Source organism: Bradyrhizobium sp. AUGA SZCCT0169, assembly GCF_018130085.1.
In the GTDB taxonomy this organism is placed as follows: domain Bacteria; phylum Pseudomonadota; class Alphaproteobacteria; order Rhizobiales; family Xanthobacteraceae; genus Bradyrhizobium.
Window position 1 is genome coordinate 1 of the sequence record NZ_JAFCMC010000002.1, and the last position, 23,273, is coordinate 23,273.

The following is a 23,273-nucleotide window of genomic DNA, read 5'->3' on the forward strand; positions in this document are numbered from 1 at the left end:
GTCTGCAAAGCTGCCGCGCGAACTGTCGACGCGGTCTGCGCCGCAATCGGCTGCGCACTCGATGCCTTCACCTCAGAAGAATGTGCCAACTACCTCAAAAACTCAGGCTATCGAACCTAATGCCATCACGCTTTAGTGAGGACCATCAGTGAGGCCCCGCCGAGCACGTGCACAGACAGGTCCTCTCCGGCAACCGTCCGTACAATGCGTCGCGCGGCGTTAGCGAGGATGGATTTCGTGGTTCGCCATTCGGGATGGATATCGAGGAAATCTTCCATCCTGGTGTACTGGCTGTCGATGATCTCAAAACCGGTATCCCGCAGCGTCGCCAGGGCCGTTGCCTGATCAAAGTAATGCAGGTGACCAGCTTGTTTTCGTCGCTGAAGGGGGATGCCGCGCAAGAGGCCGAGGACACTAATATCGAGGGGAATATGAAACACATAGTATTTCGAACGCCCTCTGAGCTTTCGCAGAAAGCCCATATAGTCATCGATGTGCTCGAAGACATCGATGCACAGGAGACAATCGTAGCTTTCCTTGGTTTGCAGGAAGTCGCCGCAGTGAAAGCTTAGGTTGTCTCTCTCGCGCTGTTTGGCGGCGCTTATGGCATAGGGCGCGATATCGTAGCCAACGGCGGTTGAGTCGCGGAAGATATTGTGCCGAAGAAGGGCATTTAGAACGCCTCCCGTGCCGCAGCCGATGTCGACGATTTCCCGGCAAGTGACGTTGTTGGCGCCCACGATCTTGGCGATCTTCGCGGCCTTGCCAGCGGCATCTTCGTCATGCCAACCCGGATAGGCCTCGGCATAGCCTTTTCCGGTGTAGAGGTCGCTTGACATGAGCTCGCCCCCCCTGACATTCGCCATTGTTCCCTCCTTTGATTAGCGGAAAAGGTGCGGGTCAGGTCGAAGGACAAGGCCCCGGACGTCGCGGCCGCGCCCCGCGCCCGTAGTCCGGCCCACTACTTGGTAGCGACTGCAGTGATGCCCATCAGGAAGCGGGCCAGGTAACTGTGCCGCAACCGACCCGGACCCTGCTGCAGAGTCCGTTCGATGCCGCGCAGCAGTTGGTAGGGGGGCGTGGCGAGCCGATATCCGGAGACCACCAGGGGGAATTCGACCGAGCGGAAGCCGGATTTGAGCATCAGGCCACGCAGTGAGCCGTAGTCATATTCCCGCATATGCATGCCCCTCGCCACCTCGTCGAAGAACACTGAAATGTCGTGCGGCCCGGTGACGCTGCTCGGGGTCTTGCACACATAGTGCCCGCCAGGCTTGAGCACCCGGTGGATCTCCCGGAGCTGGGCCTCGGCGTCCTCGACATGCAGATGCTCCATGAGCTGGTCCGAGTGCGCCAAACCGACGGAGTTGTCAGCGAGCGGGATTTCGACCCCATCCGTCTTCAGGAAGCGAAAGTTGGCCGGCGCGGCGGCGAAATCCACCAGGGCGTCCGTGACATCGAGGCCCAGCACCTCGCGGGCGAATCCGGACAGCGCGAAAGGCAGCAGGGCGTCGCCGCAGCCGATCTCCAGGTACACGTCGTCCCGCCGGACCCGGGGCTTGAGGAGTCTGACCTGTTTCACGATCCGGTCCGCGCGCGAGTCCACGGCGGTTTTTTGCGGATGGTCCGGCAGGCTGTCGAACAGCTCCGAATAGACTTCGGTATAGAGCCGGGAGCGCTCGTCGCGGCCGGCGAACCGTAGCCGATCCGCGAGCCTGCGTTCGAGTTCGTAGTGCACGCTCAGGCGTTCGGGCGACCGTGTGTCCTTCCGGCGCCGCTGGATCGCCGCATAGTCAGGCTTCAGGTTCGTCAACACACGCGCCCCATTCGATGCGGCCGCTTCTTTTGCCTAGTGTGAGACCGTGGCGACCGATTCGCGCGGACCCTCCGCAGCACGGGCGCGGGACTCGCCCACGATCATCTCCACGAGCAAGTGTGTCGTGGATCCGAGGTTATCTCAATAACCCTTACGAGCTACCCCCGGACGAGGAATTTGATCAGTCCGGGAATGGCTGCGTCATCCAGCTCAGTTGAGCTTGCAAGACTGCTCGCTCCAAAACGAGCGGCAAGCGATGGCGCATTGTCTTGTCGATGTTGACCGACACGGCCAGCCGGAGCGCGTGCTTAACCGTGACTGCGCAGACGGGTGGATGCTAGGCGGCAGATCTGGCGAGAGGTATCGCGCAGTCCGGATCTCGCGTTACCGACTTCAGCGTGAACGACCACGCGTCAAATTGATACCACGAGCGTTCCTCTCGGCTTATTCCGTCGCTTCCGATTCGCGTAATGCTGACAACCAAGCAATTCGCCGGAAAAATCGCGCGTATGCCTTGAACCAGCCCGATATGCCCACGTATTGGGCCGACATACATGGGTATAAATCATATTTTGAAAGTTTTTTCGCCATTTTTGCTTATTAACCAACCAGCCAGCAGTCGGGGGGGCAAAATCCCACTGCTTTGAAATATCCTCGCGGTTCGAGGCTGAAATGCTTTGAAATCTGTTCGTGGCGCCACGCTGCGAGCAGGCGGTATGTCGCGCGCCCCACCTTGCGCGGCAGTGGAATATCCTCGCGGTTCGAGGCTGCAATGCTTTCAAATCTGTTCGCGGCGCGCTGCTGCGAGCATGCGGTATGTCGCGCGCCCACCATGCGCGGCAGTGGAATTCCCGACTTCAACTTTCGCCAGCAATGGAGAATCATAGTGACTGCGCTGACCGATACCATCTATCAAAACACACGCGGCAATAGCGAAGCATACCCGGAAGGCGTCCCCACATACTATTCGTGGTATGGTGGCAAGGTTGGTGGGGAGAGCTCCGCTCCCGCCGGTTTCTCTGCTGTCACGGGATGGGGACAAATTTATCCCGAGGCCGGTGCGTCGACCGCTGCCAATGCGAGCGCAGATGTTCAGATAGCGCATTTCGAGACGTGGGTGCATCTCACAACTGGTGGCTGGGTCAAGGTGCAGGATCAGGCGACGGACTCCATCGATGGAGCCCAGTATCTCGCTGACTTCTCCGGAAACTCCAACATTCCCTGGACCGAGACAACCTTGCCGGACGGCAGCGTAAGCGTGAATGCGCCGGGAACTGGCTACAACGACCATTTCTGGCCGGGCGGAGAACGCGGAACTTATACGCCCGGAACGGTCGATGGTGTTTATGTTCAAGCGTACATGAAGACCGACAATCCAAACGCGAATCTCGTGGCCAACATCGGCGCTGATTGGTGGAGAGACGCCTCGGCTCCGTTCATCCTGCAGGATGGCGTGTTCGTAAATAATCCCGGAGTCGGGATGAACAATTGGGTCAACCTGACAACTGAGTGGCAGCCTCTCTATTTCACTTCGCTCAGCCCGACGCGCTTGCAGGCTGATCCGCCGCCCCCGCTGGTCACCTCAGCGCCGATTCCGACGCAGCCGAACACGCCCACGTCGCCAGTCACCCCGCCAAACATCGCTCCGACAGTGCTGCAGGCGTCCGCTTTACCGGGGACGGGAATCGAGCATGTCGGCGATACCATCACATTGACGCTCCGTTTCAGCGAGACCGTGAACGTCACCGGTACGCCTACGCTGTCGCTCAATGATGGCGCCAAGGCCGCCTATGTGGGCGGATCGGGCACGAATACGCTCACCTTCAAAACGACGGTCGCGACGACCCACACCGACACCTCGGCGCTTGCCATCACCGGCGTCAATATTCCGACCGGCTCGAGCATCAAGGATGCTGGTGGCTTGGCGGCGAACCTTTCGGGCGCGGTGAAGACATTCACCGGTCTCCAGGTCGATGTCGATCCGATTTCACCGACATCGCCGACTTCACCGACGAACCCGACATCACCGACGTCTCCATCCTCGGTCGCGCCGGTGCTCACCGTCGCGGATCCCACGCTCACGGTGGCCGGCAGGGGCGGCACGGTCGGCCTGGGGGTGAAGGTTTCAACGACCGATCCCAACGACAGCGTGACCGTGAACATCAGGGGATTGGCATCGTACGAGACGATCACCGACGGCCTCGGTCATACGTTCAGTGGCAGAAACATCACCTTGACCAAGGAGCAGGTGGACAGCGGACTGACGCTGCACAACTACTACCGAGGCTCGCGCGATCCGGTCGACACAATCACGCTGACCGCAACCGCCAAGGACCCGGTCACCGGCGCCGTTACGACATCCTCGACGAAGTGGATGACCCTGTCGGATGCTCCGTCTGCAACCACCACGACTGCGACCACGCCGACGACTGCGACCACGCCGACCACCACGACGCCGCAGACCCCCAGCATAATGGCGCCTGCGACTGCTACCACGAGCCCGGTCACCAGCACGCCGACGGCCTCCGCACCGCAGTCGATCACCGTGACCGCTGCCCCACCTGCGACCACCACGGCCACGGCGCCTGCGACCAGCACTGCCACGGCGTCCCAGGCAAACCAGAGCTTTGCGCTGCTGAACCAGTATATGGCCGCCAGCCCAGGCCGGGTCGATTCCGGTCAGATTGTGTCGGCCATATCGAATGGCACGACCCGGGGTCAGGAAACGTTCCTCACCAGACCACCAGCTTCATGATCGGCTTCCGCACCCGGGCGCTCGTCGCCCGGGTGCGCCACCATCGAAATTTGGGAATGCATGAGAAGGAACATCGGAAGCGGTCGGTAGCCGCGAAGGATTGAGTAGAACAACATGGCGATCCAGAATGGAAATGCCCACGCCGCAGATCTGGGGTTTCGAGCCCTGGCTCTGTTCCTGCGGATTCATGGCGTAGACGCTGCGCCCGACCAGCTCCGCGATCGATGCGGAAGCAACGCATTCGGCATCGGCGCAATGCTGCGCTGTGCGCGCGAGTTTGGCGTCAATCTCGGTTCGCGGACGACGCATTGGAAGCGACTTGCGGGCATCCAGCTGCCTGGAATCGCATCGCTGCATGACGGCGGATTTTTGCTTCTCGGAAAGGTCGACGACAGGGGTGCGCTTGTGCTGCATCCGACCTGGTCAAATCCCCGGGTGATGACGCGCGCGGAATTCGAAGAAATCTGGGACGGTCGTTTGATCCTGCCCGGACCTCAGACCGTCGCTAATCGGGTCCTTCATGCACTCGCCGGCATCAGCACCCGCGGCGTTGACCTTGCACGCCGTGCAGGGGACGTCCTGGTGCGTGCCCTCGGGCCTTTGATGCGTCCTGGCGATGCCTTGATGAAAGCCCGCGATTCCTTGATGCGCGGACGTTTCGCCGCTCGAGGCGATATTGCTTCCCCGCCGGTAAACACCGAACTCGCGGTGGCGAGTACCGAATCCGACAATGCCGATGAATCGGCGCTCATTGCGCTGACGATATTGCTGCGTAGCCATGGTATCGCGGCCGACCCGGGTCAAATCCGCCATCGGGTAGGCGCGGCGCGCGTAGGTGTTACCGAAATCCTGCGTTGTGCCAAGGATTTCGGGCTCAAGGCACGGGTACAGAGGACGAGCTGGAGTCGGCTTGCGGTTACCCCGCTGCCGGGAATCGCCGTGCTGCGCGACGGCGGATTTCTGATCCTCGGCAAAGTGATCGACGACAATCTCCTCGTTCAACGCCCGTTGTCGCCCCGACCCGAAACCATGACGCAGGCCGAACTGGAGGCCATCTGGGACGGCGAGATCATCCTGATGGCCCGGCGCGCGAGCCTGACGGACCTCTCCCGACGCTTCGACATCGGCTGGTTTGTCGGCGCAGTCCACAAGTATCGCAGCCTGCTCAGCGAGGTGCTGGTCGCCTCGTTCTTCATTCAGATCTTTGCCGTCGTCTCACCGCTGTTCTTCCAGGTGGTCATCGACAAGGTGCTCGTGCATCGAAGCATGAGCACGCTCGACGTGCTGATCATTGGCCTGGTCGCCCTCACCGTCTTCGAGGCCATTCTCGAAACGCTGCGCGTCTATCTGTTCGCGCACACGACAAACCGTATCGACGTCGAGCTCGGCGCCCGGCTGTTTCGTCACCTGATGGCGCTGCCGATCGCCTATTTCCAGACCCGCCGCGTCGGCGATTCGGTGGCACGTGTCCGCGAGCTCGAGAATATCCGCCAGTTCCTGACGAGCTCGGCGCTTACGTTGGTCATCGATCTGCTGTTCACGGTCGTTTTCCTTGCGGTAATGTTCTACTACTCGACGACGTTGACGCTGATCGTCCTGGCGTCCTTCCCGTTCTACATCGGGATCTCCGCGGGCGTTGCGCCGCTGTTTCGCCGGCGCCTCGATGAGAAGTTCAATCGAGGTTCCGAGAATCAGGCCTTCCTGGTCGAGAGCGTGACGGGCGTCGAAACCCTGAAGGCCATGGCCGTCGAACCGCAGATGCAACGCCGCTGGGAGGAGCAACTCGCCGGCTATGTGGCCGCAAGCTTCCGCGTGCTCAGCCTGAACAATACGGCGAGCCAGGCAGTCCAGATGATCAACAAGCTGGTCATCGCCGCAATCCTTTACTTCGGCGCCAGGCTGGTGATCGGCGGGGAGCTGACGGTCGGCGAGCTCGTCGCGTTCAACATGCTGGCCGCGCGCGTCAGCACGCCGGTGCTGCGGCTCGCACAGATCTGGCAGGATTTCCATCAGGCCCGGCTGTCGATCGATCGCCTCGGCGACATCCTCAACACCATACCTGAGCCGAGCTTCAATCCCGGCCGCGCCGCGCTGCCGGCGATTCGGGGCAAGGTCACATTCGAGCACGCGACCTTCCGCTACCGCATCGACGGCCCCGAGGTGCTGCACAACGTCTCCTTCAGCGTCGAACCCGGCCAGGTCGTCGGCATCGTGGGCTCCTCGGGCTCGGGCAAGAGCACCATCACCAAGCTGATCCAGCGCCTCTATGTGCCGGAGAGCGGACGCGTGCTGGTCGACGGCGTCGATCTCGCGATGGTCGATCTGAGCTGGCTGCGACGACAGATAGGCGTCGTGCTGCAGGAGAACGTGCTCTTCAACCGCTCGGTTCGCGAGAACATCGCGCTCGCCGATCCGTCCATGCCGATGGATCGGGTCATCGAGGCGGCATCGCTCGCCGGCGCTCACGACTTCATCCTTGAGCTGCCCGAGGGCTACGACACCGTGGTGGGCGAACGCGGCAGCAGTCTGTCCGGCGGGCAGCGCCAGCGCATCGCGATCGCGCGCGCACTTATCACCGATCCGCGCATCCTCATTTTCGACGAGGCGACAAGTGCGCTGGACTACGAAAGCGAGCGCGCCATCCAGCAGAACATGAAACAAATCTCTGCCGGACGGACCGTCTTCGTCATCGCGCACCGGCTCTCTACCGTGCGCAATGCGAACCGGATCATCACGATCGAGCATGGTCGGATTGTTGAGGACGGCAGCCATGATGAGCTGATCCGCACCAACGGTCGTTACGCGAACCTTCATTATTTGCAGGCTGGTATCCATGACGTCCGCTAACCGAAACGTCGTTGCATTTCCGAGAGCCGAAGTTCGCCGGCGCGAGAACGAAATTGCGTTCCTGCCGGCGGCTCTCGAAATCACCGAATCGCCCCCCTCGCCGATCGGGCGTGCGATCGGGGCGAGTATCATCGCACTCTTCTGCGTCGCGCTGGCTTGGGCGTCGCTCGGCAGCGTCGATATCGTCGCCAGCGCGACAGGCAAGATCGTGCCGGGTGGGCGCACAAAGCTGATCCAGCCGTTCGAAACGGGCGTTGTCCGCGCCATCCAGGTGCGCGACGGACAGCGCGTCAAGGCCGGCGACGTCCTGATCGAGCTCGACCCGACGATGACGGAAGCCGACCAGGAGCGCCAAAAGAGCGATCTCCTTGCGGCCGAGCTCGAAGTCGCGCGGCTGCGCGCGGCGCTGGCGGCGGATCCTCTCGCCGCCTTCCGGCCGCCGCAGAACGCAAGCGCTGCCGAGGTCGAAATGCATCGCCAGTTCCTGATCAGCCAGCGCGCCGAACAGAACGCCAAGCTCGCGGAGATCGAGCGCCAGTTGGGTCAGAAGGAAGCGGAACGGGCCACCACGTCGGCGAGCGCAGCGAAGCTGCAGGCGACGATACCCGTGCTGCAGGAACGCGTCGACATCCGCAAAGGCCTCGTCGAGAAGGCATTGGCCTCGAAGGTCATCTACCTTTCGGAGTACCAGGACCTGGTCGGCCTTCAGCAGGACCTCGTCTTGCAGCAAAGTCGACTGCTCGAAACCGACGCGGCCACCGCACTGCTGAAGGAAACCAAGGAAAGGACCGCAGCGGAGTATCGTCGCACGACCTATGACGCACTCGCGAAGGCCGAGCAGAAGGCTGCGAACGCCGCGCAGGAGGTGGTCAAGGCGGATCGACGTACGAAACTACAGCGCCTGACCGCACCGGTCGACGGTATCGTGCAGCAGCTTGCCGTTCATACGGTGGGAGGCGTGGTGACCCCGGCGCAGGCGCTGGCTGTGGTGGTTCCGAGCGACAGCCAGCTCGAAATCGAGGCCATGCTCTCCAATCGCGACATCGGCTTTGTTCATCCAGGACTGAAGGCCGAGATCAAGGTCGACACCTTCAACTTCACGCGTTATGGGCTCCTTCATGGCGACGTGATCAGCGTGTCGTCGGATGCCATCACGCGCGACAGGCCGCAGAGCGGTTCGAGTGACCGGGGATCGGGTACAGCGCAGAGCAGCAGTGAGCCGAAAGGTCAGGAACTGGAATATGCCGCGCGCATTTCGCTCGACCGTCCGGAGATGCAGGTGGAGGACAAGCTCGTCAAGCTCGGCCCCGGAATGGCGGTGACGGTCGAAATCAAGACTGGCACGCGCAGGATCATCAGCTACCTTCTGTCGCCACTAGCGCGATACAAGCAGGAGTCGCTGCGAGAGCGGTAGACAAAACACCATCGATAAGCCTTGCGGGCAACAATTGCCCGTAAGGCGCTGCCCGCTTTTGAACCAAGTACGTGCCGGGAGATGCCGGCCGGGGAGACGGTTGCGCGGCTGGCGACGGTCGATTGGCGTATGCGCTAGCGACGCAGCGCCTCCAGCCGCGCTTTCGCCTCCTGGATTCCTGCGGCGTCGGCCCTTGCATAAAGGCCCTGCGCCTTGCTCGCATCGCCGCGCGTGCCCTGAGTTTTCCATTTCGCAAGGATCAATGGGTCGTAGGTTTCTGCCAGCGCGAAGCTCGCCTGGGCGCTGCCCATCTCGACGGCGCGCTCGAGTACAAGCCGCGCCGCGCCTATATCGCCCTGCCGGAGCAGCGCGGCCGCGCGCGCAACCAACCCTGTCGCCACCGCGGCTTGCTCGGGATCGAGCTGAGCATCGCCACGCGCGGGCGCCGCTGGTGCCCGCTCGGCACGCGCCGTCACAAGATCCTGCTGCAGCCACGCGGGCCGCTCGCGCTCCTGTGCCGATTTGCGATGCAACGACGCGCCGTTTGCAGCCGCCTCTCTGACTTCCGCCGCTTCGTCTCCAGCTTTGCGGGCCTGCGCCCTGTACGCATAGATCGCGCTCCGCGTCATCGAGAGGTCTGCTGGCAAATCGGCCGTTTGGTGCTCTTTTTGCATCGATCGCCTCGACTCCGCGGCACTGGCTACCGTCCCCTGCTTCCGCCGCGAAGCCTCCTCGCCTGCCTTTGCCGCCAGCGCGGTCTGGGTCTCGATATCGCGGCGCGCTGCCGCGATATCCTGCTCCAGCCGCGCGGACCGCTCGCGCTCCTGTTGCAGGGCCTTTTGCAGCTCCGCCACACCGCTCTCGGCCGCCGCTTTCAGCCGGGAAGCTTCCGCGCCTGCTTTCGCCGCCAGCGCGGTCTGGGCTTCGACCTCGCGCCGCGCCGCTGCAAGTTCCTGCTCCAGCCGCACGGATCGCTCACGCTCCTGTTGCCGGGACTTCTGCAGCTCCGCCGCACCGCTCTCCCCAGCCGCTTTCAGCCGGGAAGTTTCCTCACCCGCCTTCGTCGCCAGTGCGGTCTGGGTCTCGACCTCGCGCCGCGCCGCTACAAGCTCCTGCTCCAGCCGCGTGGATCGCTCACGCTCCTGTTGCCGGGCCTTCTGCAGTTCCGCCGCGCCGCTCTCCCCAGCCGCTTTCAGCCGGGAAGTTTCCTCACCCGCCTTCGTCGCCAGTGCGGACTGGGTCTCGACCTCGCGCCGCGCCGCTGCAAGTTCCTGCTCCAGCCGCGCGGATCGCTCACGCTCCTGTTGCCGGGCCTTCTGCAGCTCCGCCGCGCCGCTCTCCCTTTCCTGTTTCAGCCGGGAAGTTTCCTCGCTTGCCTTCGTCGCCAGCGCGGTCTGGGTCTCGACATCACGCCGCGCCGCTGCAAGCTCCTGCTCCAGCCGCGTGGATCGCTCTCGCTCCTGTTGTCGGGCCTTCTGCAGCTCCGCCGCGCCGCTCTCCCTTTCCTGTTTCAGCCGGAACGCTTCCTCACCCGCTTTCGCCGCCAGCGCCGCCTGGGCCTCGACGTCACGTCGGGCCACCGCCAGATCCTGCTCCAGACGTGAGAACCGCTCGCGCTCGTCCGGAGCGGCCTTGCCGGTCGACGGCGCGCCGTTTGCAGCTGCTTGCCTGAGTTCCGCCGCTTCGTCTCCAGCTTTGCGGGCCTGCGCCTCGTATGCATAGATCGCGCTCCGCGTCAGGGAGAGGTCTTGTGCCAGCGCGTCGGCCCTTGCGCGCGACTGCTTCAGTTCGGCAGCTCCCGCTTCCGCCGCCTGCTTCCGCCGCAAAACCTCCTCGCTAGCCTTTGCCGCCAGCGCGGCCTGGGTCTCAACATCACCCCGCGATGCCGCAAGGTCCCGCTCCAGCCGGGCGGACCGCTCGCGCTCCTGGTGCAGGGACTTCTGCAGCTCCGCCGCGCCGCTCTCCTCCGCTGCTTTCAGCCGGGAAGTTTCCTCACCCGCTTTCGTCGCCAGCGCGGTCTGAGTCTCGACCTCATGCCGCACCGTCGCCAGATCCTGCTCCAGCCGTGCGGACCGCTCGCGTTCCTGTTGCAGGGACTTCTGCAGCTCCGCAGCGATGCTCTCCCCCGCCTGTTTCGACCGGGACGCTTCCTCGCCTGCCTTTGCAGCCAGTGCGGTCTGGGTCCCGACATCGCGTCGCGCCGCCGCGAGGTCCTGCTCCAGCCGCTCCGCCAGCTCGCGCGCCTGTTGCAGGGAGTTCTGCAACTCCGCCGCACCGCCTGGCGCAGCCTGCCTCATGCGCGCGGTTTCTTCGACCGCTTTGGCCGCTAGCGCGCTCTGGGTTTCGACGTCCCTTCGCGCTGCCGCAAGACTCTGCTCCAGCCACTCGGCCCGATCGCGCCCCTGCTCGAGACGTTGCAGCAACTCGATATCGCGCCTTGCATTGGTGAGTTCGCGCGACAGGGACTCCGCCCAGTGAAGTTCCTGTTCCGGAGACTGCCTTGTGTCGCCGATCGTCGCTTGGACAACCTGCACCGATCTGTCGTTGCCGGCTCGGCTCGGCGGCAAGGCAACTGACAAGGCAACTGAATCGCCATCACCTTCCGTTCCAACAGAATCGAGATTGCGGGCAACCGTCACGTGCTGCGCATCCGCCAACGGTTGCTCTCGATCGGAGCAAGCCTGCGTTTCCGACGCCCAAGTGATTGCGAGCATGGCGGCGGCCATCCACAGCGGCGCGGATCGTCCGGGCGCAGGCAGCTGCCTCCCTGTCCTTTGCATTGTCTTCTGCGCAAACGGCGTCGTGTCCGAATTGTTGCGCGACGCGCTAGCGATATCGGAGACGGTATTTGATCCGTCACTGAGAATAACCGTGCGGCCCATCTGCAATCACCCGTCGCTTGGCGATGCGACCTGTTCAGGTCGCGCTATTATGCGCTCCGCCGCCACGCAAATCCTATGATTCGCATGGCGGACCCCCACCCCTTTCGGGTTAGGGTTTTACATAGGACCAGCCCTTCTCCTGCAGTTCCATCACGCGCACGACGCCTGACTTCACCACCTCTGCCTGACGAACAATCGGGATGCTCTTGTTCTCGGCTTTGTGCATTCGTTCCTGAGTATTGCCGCAGGCCTTGAACGATACCTCCGGCGTGCTCAGCGCCATCTCCTCGATACGGGCCTTTACCGGCGAGGTGTCATCGCGCAGCATATGCAGGCCGGGCCCGAACGTGACCACTTCGATCTTCACCTTCTCGCCGGCATCCTTGTAGTATTGCGCGACGTTGGTGGCGTTGTTGAGCGCGAGATTCATGGCGGCGGGGTCGTTCGTGTTCACCTGCAAAATCAAACGGTGCGCTTTGGAGTCGGCAAGCCGAGCGTTGGCGGCGAGAGGGGATCGTGCGGCAAGAGAGGATCGTGCCTTCTTTTGTTTGGTTGCTTTGTTATGTGTGGTGGCCTTTGCCGCAATGCGCTGATGGTGCGTAGCGGGCTCCGTCGTTGTCGGCACCCAGTACCGTCCGCCTTGCTCCGCCGCAGCGAATGGCGCGGCGAACAGTACCGTTGCGGCTGCCATGGCGATTACCCGCGCAATATATCGAAACATGCTCATGAGGCCTCTCCTATCAATACACGTCATTGGACTGCTCATCCGTTGGGTTTCGTGGCTGGATGTGGCCACCTGCACACTGTGGCCATCTTCGCACGCACCGCCTCCAACCCGCCTAGCGAGAACACTGCATCCAGAGCAGTCCCCATCCGGGATGTAAGGTGAATACTGAGGCTCCCGCTGTCTGGAAGGGACTGCAGCAGCCGAACAACGTCTCCCCCGAACGCGACTCCGACTCCGGACGTCGGCACGGCTGCCGCGATCTGCAGCCCCTGACCGTCGTTGACGCGATAGGAAATCGCATAATCGTTGCCGCGACCGGGAACGCCGGGCCCGGCGACCACCAGTTCGCTCCGCCCGCCGCGGCAGCGAATCGAAAGCTTGACTCCGGATTCGCCGGCAGCATCGCGTGACGATGTTGTGGCGGTAGCGACCGGTGAATAATCGACGGGTGAGATCGTCACGCTAATGATCCAGTTGTTTCCCTGGTTCGCCTGACGAGGTGCGGTGGTCCGCGGCGCCCTCTCGGGGCACTCCAGACCTGCTGCGCGTTCCGCCGGGGAACAATCGTGAAGCTGCGCTGTCGGATGATCTTGTGCCCCTTGCGCCAACGCATTGCCGCTTGCGAGCGTGATTCCAGCCACGAACAGACCGGCCGCGCGTCTCATTGCGATGCATGCGCAGCACGCGGCCCACGATCGAGCCATGCCTGCGCCGCAGGGAAGCGCGCAAGACCAGGAACGGTAGCCGCGAGATTGATCGATTTCCACTTCTGGTCGAAGCCCGGCTGCTGCAACTTTTCAATCCGCGAGAACAGATGGTCCACGAAGCGCGCCAGCCGCTCGTAGCGGTTCGATTTGGTTGGAAAATTGAAGGCGACGAGCGCGGTCGGCACCGCAATCGTCGTTACGCGTTCGCCCGGCTTGATCAGATTTGGGTATTCTGCGGCATCGAGCGCAGCGGGAAGATAATAGTCCTCGAACTTGCGGTCATAGGGGACAGGCAGGAACTTGAACCCTGACTCCCAACGGCCGCGCACGAAAGCATCCACCGGCTTCGAGGTAATGAAGACGACCGCGGCCATCTCGCCCTTGCGCATCTGCTCGAGCGCGATCTGATGCGGGATGAAGGTCTTTTCCACGTCGAGGCCAAGACGACTGAAGATCAATGGTCCCGAATAGGCCGCAGCGGTGCCTTGGGTATTGAAGTTCACCTTCTTGCCGACGAGATCGTTCAGGCTCTGAATCTCGGGACGAACGAAGACATGAAGTTCGGACGGAAACAGGTTCAGCACATAGGCCAGCCGCTGCTGAATATCGGGCACCTGGCTCTTGTATTCCTCAAGTACGTCGGAGTTGATGATGGCGGCATCGATGCCGCGCAAATAAAGCAGTGAGTTCACGTTTTCCGTGGCTCCGCGCGTCACGATCGGAAGAACGTGCAGTTTGTCACCATCATCCACGACGCGGGCGACTTCGGCCGCCAGTCGGATGGGTGCGCCCTCGAGAAGACCTCCGGCGAGGCCAACCGTCCAGGCGTTCATCGTCACTTGCGGCTTCTGCGGCGCTGCCTCACGTCGCAATTGCCGAGCGGCAGGTTGCGTCTGTGCATCCACGTCGGACGGTTGAACGATCATGAGCAGCGGGGCCAGCGCCGCCCGCACAAGCAGCTTGCGCAGCGCAGCCTTTGCGTTCCGCGCCCCAACTGCAATCACCTGTCCCATGGTGATATCCTTTCTAATCCGTCAGCAGTTTTATGCACTTCGCCCATGCATCTTATTCCCTGCATGAAGGAACCACACCTACCCCTTCGGACTAAGCCGCGGAGCCCTCATCACGTGAACAGATGGAACGGTACGAATTCCCCCTCGCGATTCCTGTTTTCACTACGCAGCTGATATCCGTAGGTAACCCTTCAGAGGTACACCTAGCGGGGAACGATCGGCATCATTAGCCGCTCGCGGCCTGAGGACCGTAGATAAGCAGCCTACCGGCGCTCCGATGCATCAGCGCGCGCAGCGGCGAGGGATCGATCGAGTGTTTGGCGCACATCAGATCGAACTTCGAGCACTACGGGGCCCTTGGCCGACATTGCTTCCGCGACGACCTCGGCTACCTGCGCCGCGTTCGTGATCGTGTAGCCCTGCGCGCCGAATGCGCGGGCAAGGGCCGCAAAGTCGGGGTTGGACAGGTCCGTACCGCAAGGACGCTGCGGAAACGCTTTCTCCTGATACGAGCGGATGGTGCCGTACGATTGGTTGTTGGAGATCACAATCTTGATATTGAGCCGGCGGGCAACGGCTGTTGCCAGCTCATTCCCGGTCATCAGGAAGCCGCCGTCTCCGCAGAACGCGATCACCTGATTGTTCGGATAACGAAGGCTCGCGCTCAATGCAGAAGGAACACCACTGCCCATCGCGCCGCAGGCGGAGCCAAGCAGGCGGGCCGACGGCTGGAAGCGGAATATGCGGTGCACCCAGGCGGCGAAGTTGCCGGAGTCGGTCGTCACGATACCATCTGCCGGGAAGCGTTTGGCGATGGCCGCAACAGCATGCCCGAAGACATCGGCGCTGGGGATGCCCGGCTCGGGCCATGCGTGCACCGCCTCTCGCGTTTTCGCCACGGCTTCAATCCACCCACCGCGCTCGCGCGACACGACCGGTACGTCGAGCCAGGCTTTCAAGAACGGATGCGCCGACGCGACGATTGGAAGATCCGTATGGAAGTGGGTCCCGATCGCATTCGGATCGGGATAGACGTGAACCAGAGGCTGAGACGGCGGCGATTGTCGCGGAAACCGAAAGCCCATGGAAGACAGGTCGCCGAGCCGTGTTCCGATCGCAACGATCAGATCCGCTTGCTCAAAGAGCGCAACATGCGCTGGCGACGTGAAGAAGCCAAGCTGTCCAATCCAGAGCCGGTGATCGTTCGGAAACAGATCCTGCATCTTGTTGGTGGCCGCGACCGGTACATTCCAGCGCTCGCTCAGCGCGAACAAGTCCTTACGAAATTCCGCCGTTCGACACTCTCCTCCGACCAGCAGGATCGGTCGCTCCGCCTTGCCAAGCAGGACGGTCGCCTGCTCCACGGCGGCTCGACTGGGCTCGGCTCGCGCGACGCCGTGAACCCTGGCGGAGAGCGGACCCGCCTCCATCTCGAGAACGTCTTCGGGAAGCTCGATCACCACCGGCCCGGGCGTGCCGCCAAGCGCCACGGAAAATGCGCGCGCCAGCATCTCGGGCACCTGGGCCGCCGAATCGATTCTGGTGGACCACTTGATAAGGCCACCGAACGCCCGCCCGGTGTCGATCTCCTGCACTGCGTCGCGATTCAGCTCAGACGTACCGACCTGACCAACGAGCAATACGAGGGGTATGGCCTCCTGGGAAGCTACATGCAGACCAAGCACCGCGTTGGATGCGCCCGGCCCGCGGCTTACCATCACCACGCCGGCCCGGCCGGTAAGCTTGGCGTCGGCAACTGCGGCAAGACTGGCGCTTCCCTCGTGGCGGCAAGTCACGAGATCGATCTCGTCGCGTTCGTACAGAGCGTCAAGGAGCGCAAGAAAGCTTTCGCCGGGTACGCTAAATGCCCGGTCGACGCCGTGCGCGATCAGAGAATCGACGAGTAGATCGGCAACTCGAAAAGCCATGCGACTTGATCTCGGTTGAAAGGTCATCATCACGCCGCAAGCTTTACCGCGTGCGCAAATTCCCAGTACAGTTTCCGTGCACGCGTATAGAACGGCCCGGGCGTAAGCTGCCGGTCGTCAATCCGAATTACGGGCGCAACCTTGGCAAAATTGCCGGACGAGAAGATCTCGTCCGCGGCAAGGAAATCGGCATAGCGCAGCGTGGCCTCCACCACGGTGACGCCCGAACCGCGCAGGAGTTCGATCACCCGCTGCCGGGTGATGCCGTTCAGGAAGGTGCCGTTCGCCGCCGGCGTGTAGACTACACCGTCTTTCGCCATGAACACGTTGGCATTGCCGAACTCCGCGACGTTGCCCAGCATGTCCAGCATCAGGCAGTTCTGGAAGCCGCGAGAGGCGGCCTCGATCAGCGCGCGCGAACAGTTCGGGTAGAGACAGGCGGCCTTGGCATCGACCGGCGCGCATTCGGCGGTCGGTCTGCGGAACGGCGACAGCGTGATCGCGTTGCCGACCGGCTTCGGTAGCGGCGCTTCGTAGATGCAAAGACACCAGTCCATCGTTTCCGGATCGAACAGCACGCCGCCGCCCACGCCATTCTGCGGCCAATACATCGGGCGGACGTAGAGTTCGGCATTGGGCGGGAAGCGCTTGATGCCTTCGCGCGCCAGACCCATCCACGTGTCGAGATCGACGATCGGCTTGAGCCCGAAGTTGAGCGCGGATTGATTGACGCGGGCGCAATGGCGGTCGAGATCGGGCGTAACGCCTTCGAAGGCGCGTGCGCCATCGAACACGGTCGAGCCGAGCCAAAGCCCATGGGTGCGTGGCCCCATGATCGGCACATTGCCCTCGTGCCACTGGCCTTGGTAGAATGTCCATGTCTGCGAATGGCTGACGGACTTGCTGTTGGGAATCATGACGGCTCTCCATTGGCAGCAGAGTTACGGTCCATAGATCACCAGCTCGGTATCCGACAGATCGGCAAGCCGGGGGCACCGCGGACCCTTGAAGTATTTGCGGCCGCGCTCTCCCCTGTAGAAGCCGACCAGATCCTTCATGCGGCCGTTGGCGTCGAGGGCGACCAGGATCCGGCCGCGCCGGAGCAGGAAGCGGCCGATGGCGCCGGCGCAGGCGACATAGTCGGCCACATCGGGGCAATAGATCAGCCGCATCGCTGGCAGGGGGATCCCGCGTTTGCGCATCGGCTGCAGGACGAAGGGGTAGCCGCGGCCGTCGCCCGCGCGGCACACCAGGCTTAGGCAGCCGTACGAGGCGTGCCGCGCAAGCAGCGCGACGTCGGCGTCGGACAATCCGTCGACCGCATGTGCGTCCTTCTGAACGACTTCGACGCGCATGCTCTTCGGACGCGACAGCGCCGGAAAGGAGAAGAACAAGCCGCCGCAATAGGGACGGAATCCCTGGGCCTCAATGGTCCGCCAGGTCGAGAAGGCCGGACTGATGTTGACGTAGGTGACGCGCTTGTGGCGCTGCGCGACGCTGGTCAGCATCGGCGCGTAGTTGCGGAAGGCAGGTTCCACATACCAGCTGGAGAGGTTGCAGCGGATCGAGGTTCCGCCGTCATCGTCCCGCTCAGTGTAGATCAGCAGCAGAACGCCGACGGGCATCCCTTCATGGTCGAGCATGTACCCGAAGCGGGGGAAACCATCGGGTACCTCCCGCACGGAAGCGCGCCGGAGCCCGTCCATCCAGTAGTCGCGCGAACGGCGGGCAAAGCCACGCGTCAGAAGATCGGCGATGGCAACAAGATCGGCCGGTCCTATCTCGCGGCATCGGATCACGGTCCGAACTCCATCATGCAATCCGCTCCCGCTTCTTCGTGGGCAGGTCGGCGAGCGAGAGCCCGGCTAGCAGATCGCGGCCGTTGCTCCGGTTCTCCCTGTTGCCCGCACGCACCCATGATCTACGCCGCGGCAGGCCTGGGCCTCGTTCGATAACTTCCGTTGAAGGCAAACGGCTTTGAGCGTCCTGCTCGCTGCGAGGCCATGTACAGCAGCCAGTTGCGGTAAATGCGCCTGGCCGGCTGATGCCAGGCGTTTCTCAGATCCTTCGCCAGTTGGTCGACCGGGAAATCGGCGAAAAGCTCCGGACTTCTGTCGGAAAGGGCTTTCCGCCGGAAGGCCGTCAGAATCTCTTCCGCCTCCGAAGCGAAATAGCCGCTCGGTATCGTCGGACAGACCTCGCTCTCGCTCCGGAGGAAACGACCCATGTCCCTTCTGAACTCAGCCAACAGGCTATGGGTGTCGTACTCCGGATGGCCCTGGAAATTGACGAAGAGACTCTTTCTCTGTTGCTTGACGAAGCAGTCGACGCCGGCCTCTGCCGACTTGGTGAGAACGGAATATCCGCAGCTCTCGACAGCCCTCTCCTGCACCTCGTTCCACCGGGCGTGCGGCGTTCTGAAGGTCGCCGGAACATTGCGCATCAAGGGATGATCTCTCGTCTTCGTTTGAGCGAAGACGCCGATGCATTTCGCAGGCAGCTTGTGGCGCTCCACACCATCCAGGTGCAGGACGGCACCATGGACGGCCAGACAGGAAAACACCGAAGAGACGGTGCTCTCCCTGGCCCAGTCGATGATTTGGACGAAGGTGGACCAGTATGGTTCTTCCGGCAGGCTGGCGGCTCTTGGTTCGGCGCCGGTCACGATCACTCCGTCCAGGCTCCTGTTCAGCAGATCGTCGGTACCACGGTAGTAGCGACGCACGTAATCGCGCCCCCAGTCCGAACGGGGCGTCGTCTCCATCGTGTAGAAATGCAGCCTGACCAGGAGCTCTCCGGCCGCCGCGCCGAGCAGGTCGAACAGCTGGCGCTCGGTGGACATCAAGGCGGCATCCGACATGTTGTTGATCAGCCCGATGTCGAGGCATTCCTTCCGGTTTCCGGGGGACTCAGCGCCGCTTCCGTTCCGCGCTCTTGAGAAAAGGTGGTGTTCGTACGAGTCTATATTTACAAGGACGGGCATCTGAATGCCTTCATGGTTGACCTGCACTCAATCTGCGGCACGGAGCGCCTGATCGAGGTCGGCGATGATGTCGTCGGCGTGCTCGATCCCAACGCTCAGCCTGATCATCTCGGGCCGCACGCCGGCCCGTTCCTGCTCTTCGGGCGACATCTGCCGGTGGGTGGTCGATGCCGGGTGGCAGGCAAGCGATTTCGCGTCCCCGATGTTGACCAGCCGCTTGAACAGTTTCAGCGCATCGTAGAACCGCTTGCCGGCCTCGAACCCTCCAGCCACGCCGAAGGTCAGCAGCGAACACGCGCGGCCGCCCAAATATTTCTGCGTCAGCGCGTGATAGGGACTATCGTCAAAGCCTGCGTAGTTGACCCATCCGACGCGGCGGTCGTCGCGCAGAAACCGCGCGACCTTCTCGCCATTCTCGACGTGCCGCTCGATCCGCACCGCGACGCTCTCGATGCCCTGGAGCAGCAGGAAGGCGTTAAAGGGTGCCAGGATGGAGCCGGTGGTCCGCTGCGAGACGGCGCGGCAGCGGGCGATGTAGGCGGCGGCCCCGTAGCGCTCGGTGAAGACCATCCCGTGGTAGGATTTCTCCGGCTCGTTCAGCATGGGAAAGCGCCGGCGATGCTTCGCCCATGGGAACCTGCCGCTATCGACGATGATTCCGCCGAGCGTGGTGCCGTGCCCGCCCATGAACTTCGTCAGCGACTCGACCACGATGTCCGCACCGTATTCGATCGGCCTGAGCAGGATCGGGGTGGGAACCGTGTTGTCGACGATCAGCGGCACGCCATGCCTGTGGGCGACCTCGGCGATCGCTTCGATGTCGCAAACGTTTCCGGCCGGATTTCCCACGCTCTCGCAGAACACCGCACGCGTATCGTCGTCGATCAGTTTCTCCATGCTCGCCGGACTGTCGTCTTCCGAGAACCGGACCGTGATGCCCTGCCTCGGCAGGATGTGCGCGAACAGCGTATGCGTGGTGCCGTAGAGCTGCGGGACCGAGACGATGTTGCTGCCCATATCCGCGATGTTGACCACCGCATAGTTCACCGCGGCCTGGCCACACGCCACGCTCATCGCCTCGACGCCTCCTTCCAGGGCGGCAACCCGCTTCTCCAACACCGCGTTGGTCGGATTGCCGATCCGGGTGTAGCGAAAGCCGTCCACTTCGAGGTTGAAGAGCGCGGCGCCATGGTCGGCGCTGTCGAAGGCATACGAGGCGGTCTGATAGATCGGCACAGCGACGGCTTTGGTGGTCGGATCGTTGTCGAAGCCGCCGTGTACGGCGAGGGTCTCTCTTTTCATAGAGGTTGGCCCTTCGGCTCTTCTGTCGCGGGCTACCTCGGGAGTTCGTTGGTGCATTTCAGTTCCTCGAATGCCGACGTCGGCTACCGGTCGTGCCGCGGGAAGCCGAGCAGATCCCGCACCGCGGTCGGCCACCTTGCGACGGACTTGCCGTGGGTATGGAACATGGCCACGGCGAGACGATCCATTCCGAAGGCCACGCAACCAGTATGGGCCGGCTCACCGGTCGCGTCCGTAATGCCCCAGGTGGTGCCGAAGTGATCGCGGTGATAGTTGAAGCTCATGCATGCAGTCGGTTGCTCCTCGGAGCGCAGAGGCACCAGCAACTCGAATTTCAGCGACTGCTGCTTTTGGCTCACCGCCATCATCTGGCCGACCCGGCCGAAGAACGGATCGCTGGCATAGTCGACCCTGAAGGTCAGTCCGAGATCGCGGGCGATCTCCTGAGCGCGCACCATCCAACGCTCGCGGAACGCCGAGACGTGGTCGGGGCTGCCGATGCAGACGTATTCGCGCATCCTGAACGACTGCAGCCGGTCGAGATGGCGCGAGGGTTCGCGACGGAAGCAATCTGCGGCCACGTCGAAGCATAAGCCGCCCGCCGGCAGGGGGCCCCGGCTCGCCGCGATCGGATAGACCGGATAGCAGGCGGCCGGTGACAGCACGAGGTCGGCCGGTGAAAGTGACATGGTCCAGTCGCCGCCAGCATCGAAACGGCTGACCGCCGCGTCGATCTCACTGTCCGTGCCGTGCAGGCCGCAGACACAGCCGAGCAGGTTCGGAAAGCTCTTCAGATAACCCGACTTCTCAAGCTGCGTGCGGCTCATGACGGGAGGAAAGCGCATCACCTCGGTGTCCGGTTCGCGGTGCCGCGTGATCAGCGCCGCGAGCCGCTCCACGACGTCTTCATAGAGCGCAGTGCGGGCGTAGACACCCGGAGAGCCCATCTTGTGGAACAGCACGTCGGCAAGATGGTCCAGCGGATCAGCCTCAGCCTGAGTGGGTTCCGCCGGTGCAGCAAACATGGCTACGTTCATATCAACCCCATTTCTTCGAGAAAAAAATCAATCGCGCAGTGACGCCGGGACAGCGCTCATCAGAGTGGCGCTCCCCATGCTGGCAAGGATGCGATCGTTGTTGATCATGATCGGAGCCGACAGCACGTCGCGGAGATGGCGGCCGACACTGACATCGGTGTCGTTGCGATAGCCGGACAGGCCGCACGCGCGCATCGCATGCATGACGACCGTGACCGCGAGTTCCGAGGCCTCCACCTTGAGAAGGTTGATCGAGGACTGGAAGTCGATGGATGAAAGCGCGCGCTCGTCTTGTTCGCGAGCCGCAAAGGAGTCGAGGTTCGCGGCGATGATGGCGCGCAGTTTCGTCAGAGTCATCTTGGCGGCGGTAAAATGCGGCGCGCCGGGAGGCAGGTTGCCGCCGGCCCCGCGGGCGGCCTTGCGGATGAAGAGCTGCGCCCGGTCCACCGCCGCAGCCGCGATTCCCGCCCAGACCGACGACCAGCATAGGTGCGCGACGGGCGTCATGGTCTGCGCATGGACCTTTTCGTATGCCACGGGGAATATCTGTTCCGCGGAGCCCTTGAAGCTCAGCTTGAAGCCGGCGCTGCAGGTGCCACGCATGCCGAGCGTCTCCCATGCGAGAGTTTGCTCCAGCGTGTAGTCGTCACGTGTGATGGCCAACAGTACCTGATCGGATCCGGTGGCGTCGTCGGAGCGGCGGGCGATGGTTACGATGCCGTCCGCCTCGGCGCCGTAGGAAATCACCGTCGCGTCGCGCACCAGCGAGATCTCGGCGCCCTCGCGCTCCACCGCAGCCGAGCTGAAGCGTATGTTTCCACCGTTCTGGCCTTCCGTGGTCGAAGACGCCAGGAGCATTTGTTCGGCCGCCACGCGGCGCATGAGCCGTTCGTGCCAGCTGCTGCCCGCGCCGTGACGGACCAGACAGGCGATCTTGGTCTGATGCATCGCGAAGATCATCCCGGCCGAAGCGCAGGCGCGTCCGAGCGCGTAGCACATGTCGGCCACCTCGGAAATCGACGCGCCGTCGCCGCCGAACTCGATCGGGATCTGGGCGCCTAGAAGTCTTTCCGCGCGCGCCGCGTCGATCGCCTTCAGCGGGAAGCGTGCCTCGCGGTCGACCGCTTCGGCCTCCGACGCCGCAGCCTCCGCGACGGCGGCAGCCCGCTGCTGGAACGAGGCGCGATCGGGAGAGAATGGTACTCGGCTGCTTTCCCGGGCGAGGCTGCGGAACTGGACTTCCTGCACATTCATGGCCCAACGGCTCCCATTTGTTTGATGGTCGGAGACCCGAACCGGGTCGAGATGAATTCCGCGCGAGTTCGACGGCGGCAATCTAACCGACCGCAGTTGCGGAGTCGGCGGCGCAAAGGTGGATGTTACCGAGAACGTGCTCCCAAGCGGGGTACCCCCGAAGTGGAGCTACTGACCTGAGCTGCAGTCAGGTATCGTCACGTCCATCATGATCTGCCCCGTCACGCGATGAGTGGAGCTGAAATGCAAGACTTTGCCGCAAACGTCCAAGAGCGTGTTCTTTCCGTCGTCAGGAACGTTCTCGCGCAGAACGCTATCATCGCGGATGTCCACCCGGAATCCCGGCTGGTGGATATCGGACTGGACTCGATGGATATGGTCGCGCTGATGCTCAAGGTCGAAGCCGAGTTCGATCTCACCCTTCCCCAGCCCGAGATCACGCCCGAGAATTTCCAATCGGTGAAGACGCTGGAGGTTATGATCCTCAACCAACTCGGACCCGCAACGGGATAAGGGAGTTGGACAGAGATGCGTCTTGTGCGATCGAGCGAAACCTCATCGACAGTGATCGCAAGATCGCGCGCGGTCCGGTGCGCCTCGTCGCTCCT

At 62.8% G+C, this 23,273-nt stretch carries 16 protein-coding genes; 4 read left to right on the forward strand and 12 right to left on the reverse strand.

Annotation, left to right across the window (positions count from 1 at the left end; translation table 11 throughout):
* Positions 1-125 precede the first annotated feature (125 nt).
* Together JQ609_RS01980 and JQ609_RS01985 are read right to left on the reverse strand one after the other, a co-directional pair.
* Positions 126-866, reverse strand: coding sequence for a bifunctional 2-polyprenyl-6-hydroxyphenol methylase/3-demethylubiquinol 3-O-methyltransferase UbiG (locus JQ609_RS01980; protein ID WP_212271833.1), 741 nt, complete (start codon positions 864-866; stop codon positions 126-128).
* A 95-nt stretch (positions 867-961) separates the two neighbouring features.
* Positions 962-1,813: a class I SAM-dependent methyltransferase gene (locus JQ609_RS01985; protein ID WP_249127563.1), complete on the reverse strand. Its 852-nt coding sequence runs from the start codon at positions 1,811-1,813 to the stop codon at positions 962-964.
* Between the two features lie 775 nt (positions 1,814-2,588).
* On the opposite strand from JQ609_RS01985, the gene JQ609_RS01990 reads away from it, so the two are divergent.
* The 3 genes from JQ609_RS01990 to JQ609_RS02000 all read left to right on the forward strand — a co-directional run bounded on the left by JQ609_RS01990 (position 2,589) and on the right by JQ609_RS02000 (position 8,832).
* Positions 2,589-4,571, forward strand: a complete 1,983-nt coding sequence (locus JQ609_RS01990; RefSeq protein WP_212271834.1) for a hypothetical protein — start codon at positions 2,589-2,591, stop codon at positions 4,569-4,571.
* Between the two features lie 183 nt (positions 4,572-4,754).
* Entirely contained in the window at positions 4,755-7,418 is a 2,664-nt protein-coding gene (locus tag JQ609_RS01995; protein ID WP_409411160.1) for a type I secretion system permease/ATPase, read from the forward strand.
* Complete coding sequence (locus JQ609_RS02000) at positions 7,405-8,832, forward strand: HlyD family type I secretion periplasmic adaptor subunit (RefSeq protein WP_212271835.1); 1,428 nt, start codon at positions 7,405-7,407, stop codon at positions 8,830-8,832. Before JQ609_RS01995 ends, JQ609_RS02000 begins: the two co-directional genes overlap by 14 nt.
* 134 nt (positions 8,833-8,966) lie before the next feature.
* Here JQ609_RS02000 and JQ609_RS02005 read toward each other — a convergent pair whose 3' ends face one another.
* The 10 genes from JQ609_RS02005 to JQ609_RS02050 all read right to left on the reverse strand — a co-directional run bounded on the left by JQ609_RS02005 (position 8,967) and on the right by JQ609_RS02050 (position 22,665).
* Positions 8,967-11,714, reverse strand: a complete 2,748-nt coding sequence (locus JQ609_RS02005; RefSeq protein ID WP_212271836.1) for a hypothetical protein — start codon at positions 11,712-11,714, stop codon at positions 8,967-8,969.
* A gap of 109 nt (positions 11,715-11,823) precedes the next feature.
* Positions 11,824-12,441 carry a DsrE family protein gene (locus tag JQ609_RS02010; RefSeq protein ID WP_212271837.1) on the reverse strand — a complete coding sequence of 206 codons (618 nt, stop codon included), beginning with the start codon at positions 12,439-12,441 and terminating at the stop codon, positions 11,824-11,826.
* Positions 12,442-13,102: 661 nt separating this feature from the next.
* Complete coding sequence (locus tag JQ609_RS02015; protein WP_409411156.1) at positions 13,103-14,161, reverse strand: TAXI family TRAP transporter solute-binding subunit; 1,059 nt, start codon at positions 14,159-14,161, stop codon at positions 13,103-13,105.
* Positions 14,162-14,424: 263 nt separating this feature from the next.
* The gene (locus JQ609_RS02020) at positions 14,425-16,089 is read right to left on the reverse strand and encodes a thiamine pyrophosphate-dependent enzyme (RefSeq protein ID WP_212271838.1); all 1,665 of its coding nucleotides are present in this window, start codon (positions 16,087-16,089) and stop codon (positions 14,425-14,427) included.
* A gap of 29 nt (positions 16,090-16,118) precedes the next feature.
* Positions 16,119-17,006, reverse strand: coding sequence for a branched-chain amino acid aminotransferase (locus JQ609_RS02025; protein WP_212271839.1), 888 nt, complete (start codon positions 17,004-17,006; stop codon positions 16,119-16,121).
* Between the two features lie 24 nt (positions 17,007-17,030).
* Positions 17,031-17,909, reverse strand: coding sequence for an acyl-CoA acyltransferase (locus JQ609_RS02030; RefSeq protein ID WP_212271840.1), 879 nt, complete (start codon positions 17,907-17,909; stop codon positions 17,031-17,033).
* Positions 17,910-18,010: 101 nt separating this feature from the next.
* On the reverse strand, positions 18,011-19,099 hold the full coding sequence (locus JQ609_RS02035; RefSeq protein ID WP_312014788.1) for a homoserine O-succinyltransferase: 1,089 nt from the start codon (positions 19,097-19,099) through the stop codon (positions 18,011-18,013).
* The gene (locus tag JQ609_RS02040) at positions 19,100-20,374 is read right to left on the reverse strand and encodes an O-acetylhomoserine aminocarboxypropyltransferase/cysteine synthase family protein (RefSeq protein ID WP_212271841.1); all 1,275 of its coding nucleotides are present in this window, start codon (positions 20,372-20,374) and stop codon (positions 19,100-19,102) included.
* A gap of 83 nt (positions 20,375-20,457) precedes the next feature.
* Positions 20,458-21,411: an amino acid--[acyl-carrier-protein] ligase gene (locus tag JQ609_RS02045; protein WP_212271842.1), complete on the reverse strand. Its 954-nt coding sequence runs from the start codon at positions 21,409-21,411 to the stop codon at positions 20,458-20,460.
* Positions 21,412-21,438: 27 nt separating this feature from the next.
* Positions 21,439-22,665, reverse strand: a complete 1,227-nt coding sequence (locus tag JQ609_RS02050; RefSeq protein WP_212271843.1) for an acyl-CoA dehydrogenase family protein — start codon at positions 22,663-22,665, stop codon at positions 21,439-21,441.
* Positions 22,666-22,908: 243 nt separating this feature from the next.
* Between JQ609_RS02050 and JQ609_RS02055 the strand changes: the two genes are divergently transcribed.
* Positions 22,909-23,178 carry an acyl carrier protein gene (locus JQ609_RS02055; protein WP_192738752.1) on the forward strand — a complete coding sequence of 90 codons (270 nt, stop codon included), beginning with the start codon at positions 22,909-22,911 and terminating at the stop codon, positions 23,176-23,178.
* Positions 23,179-23,273: the final 95 nt, after the last annotated feature.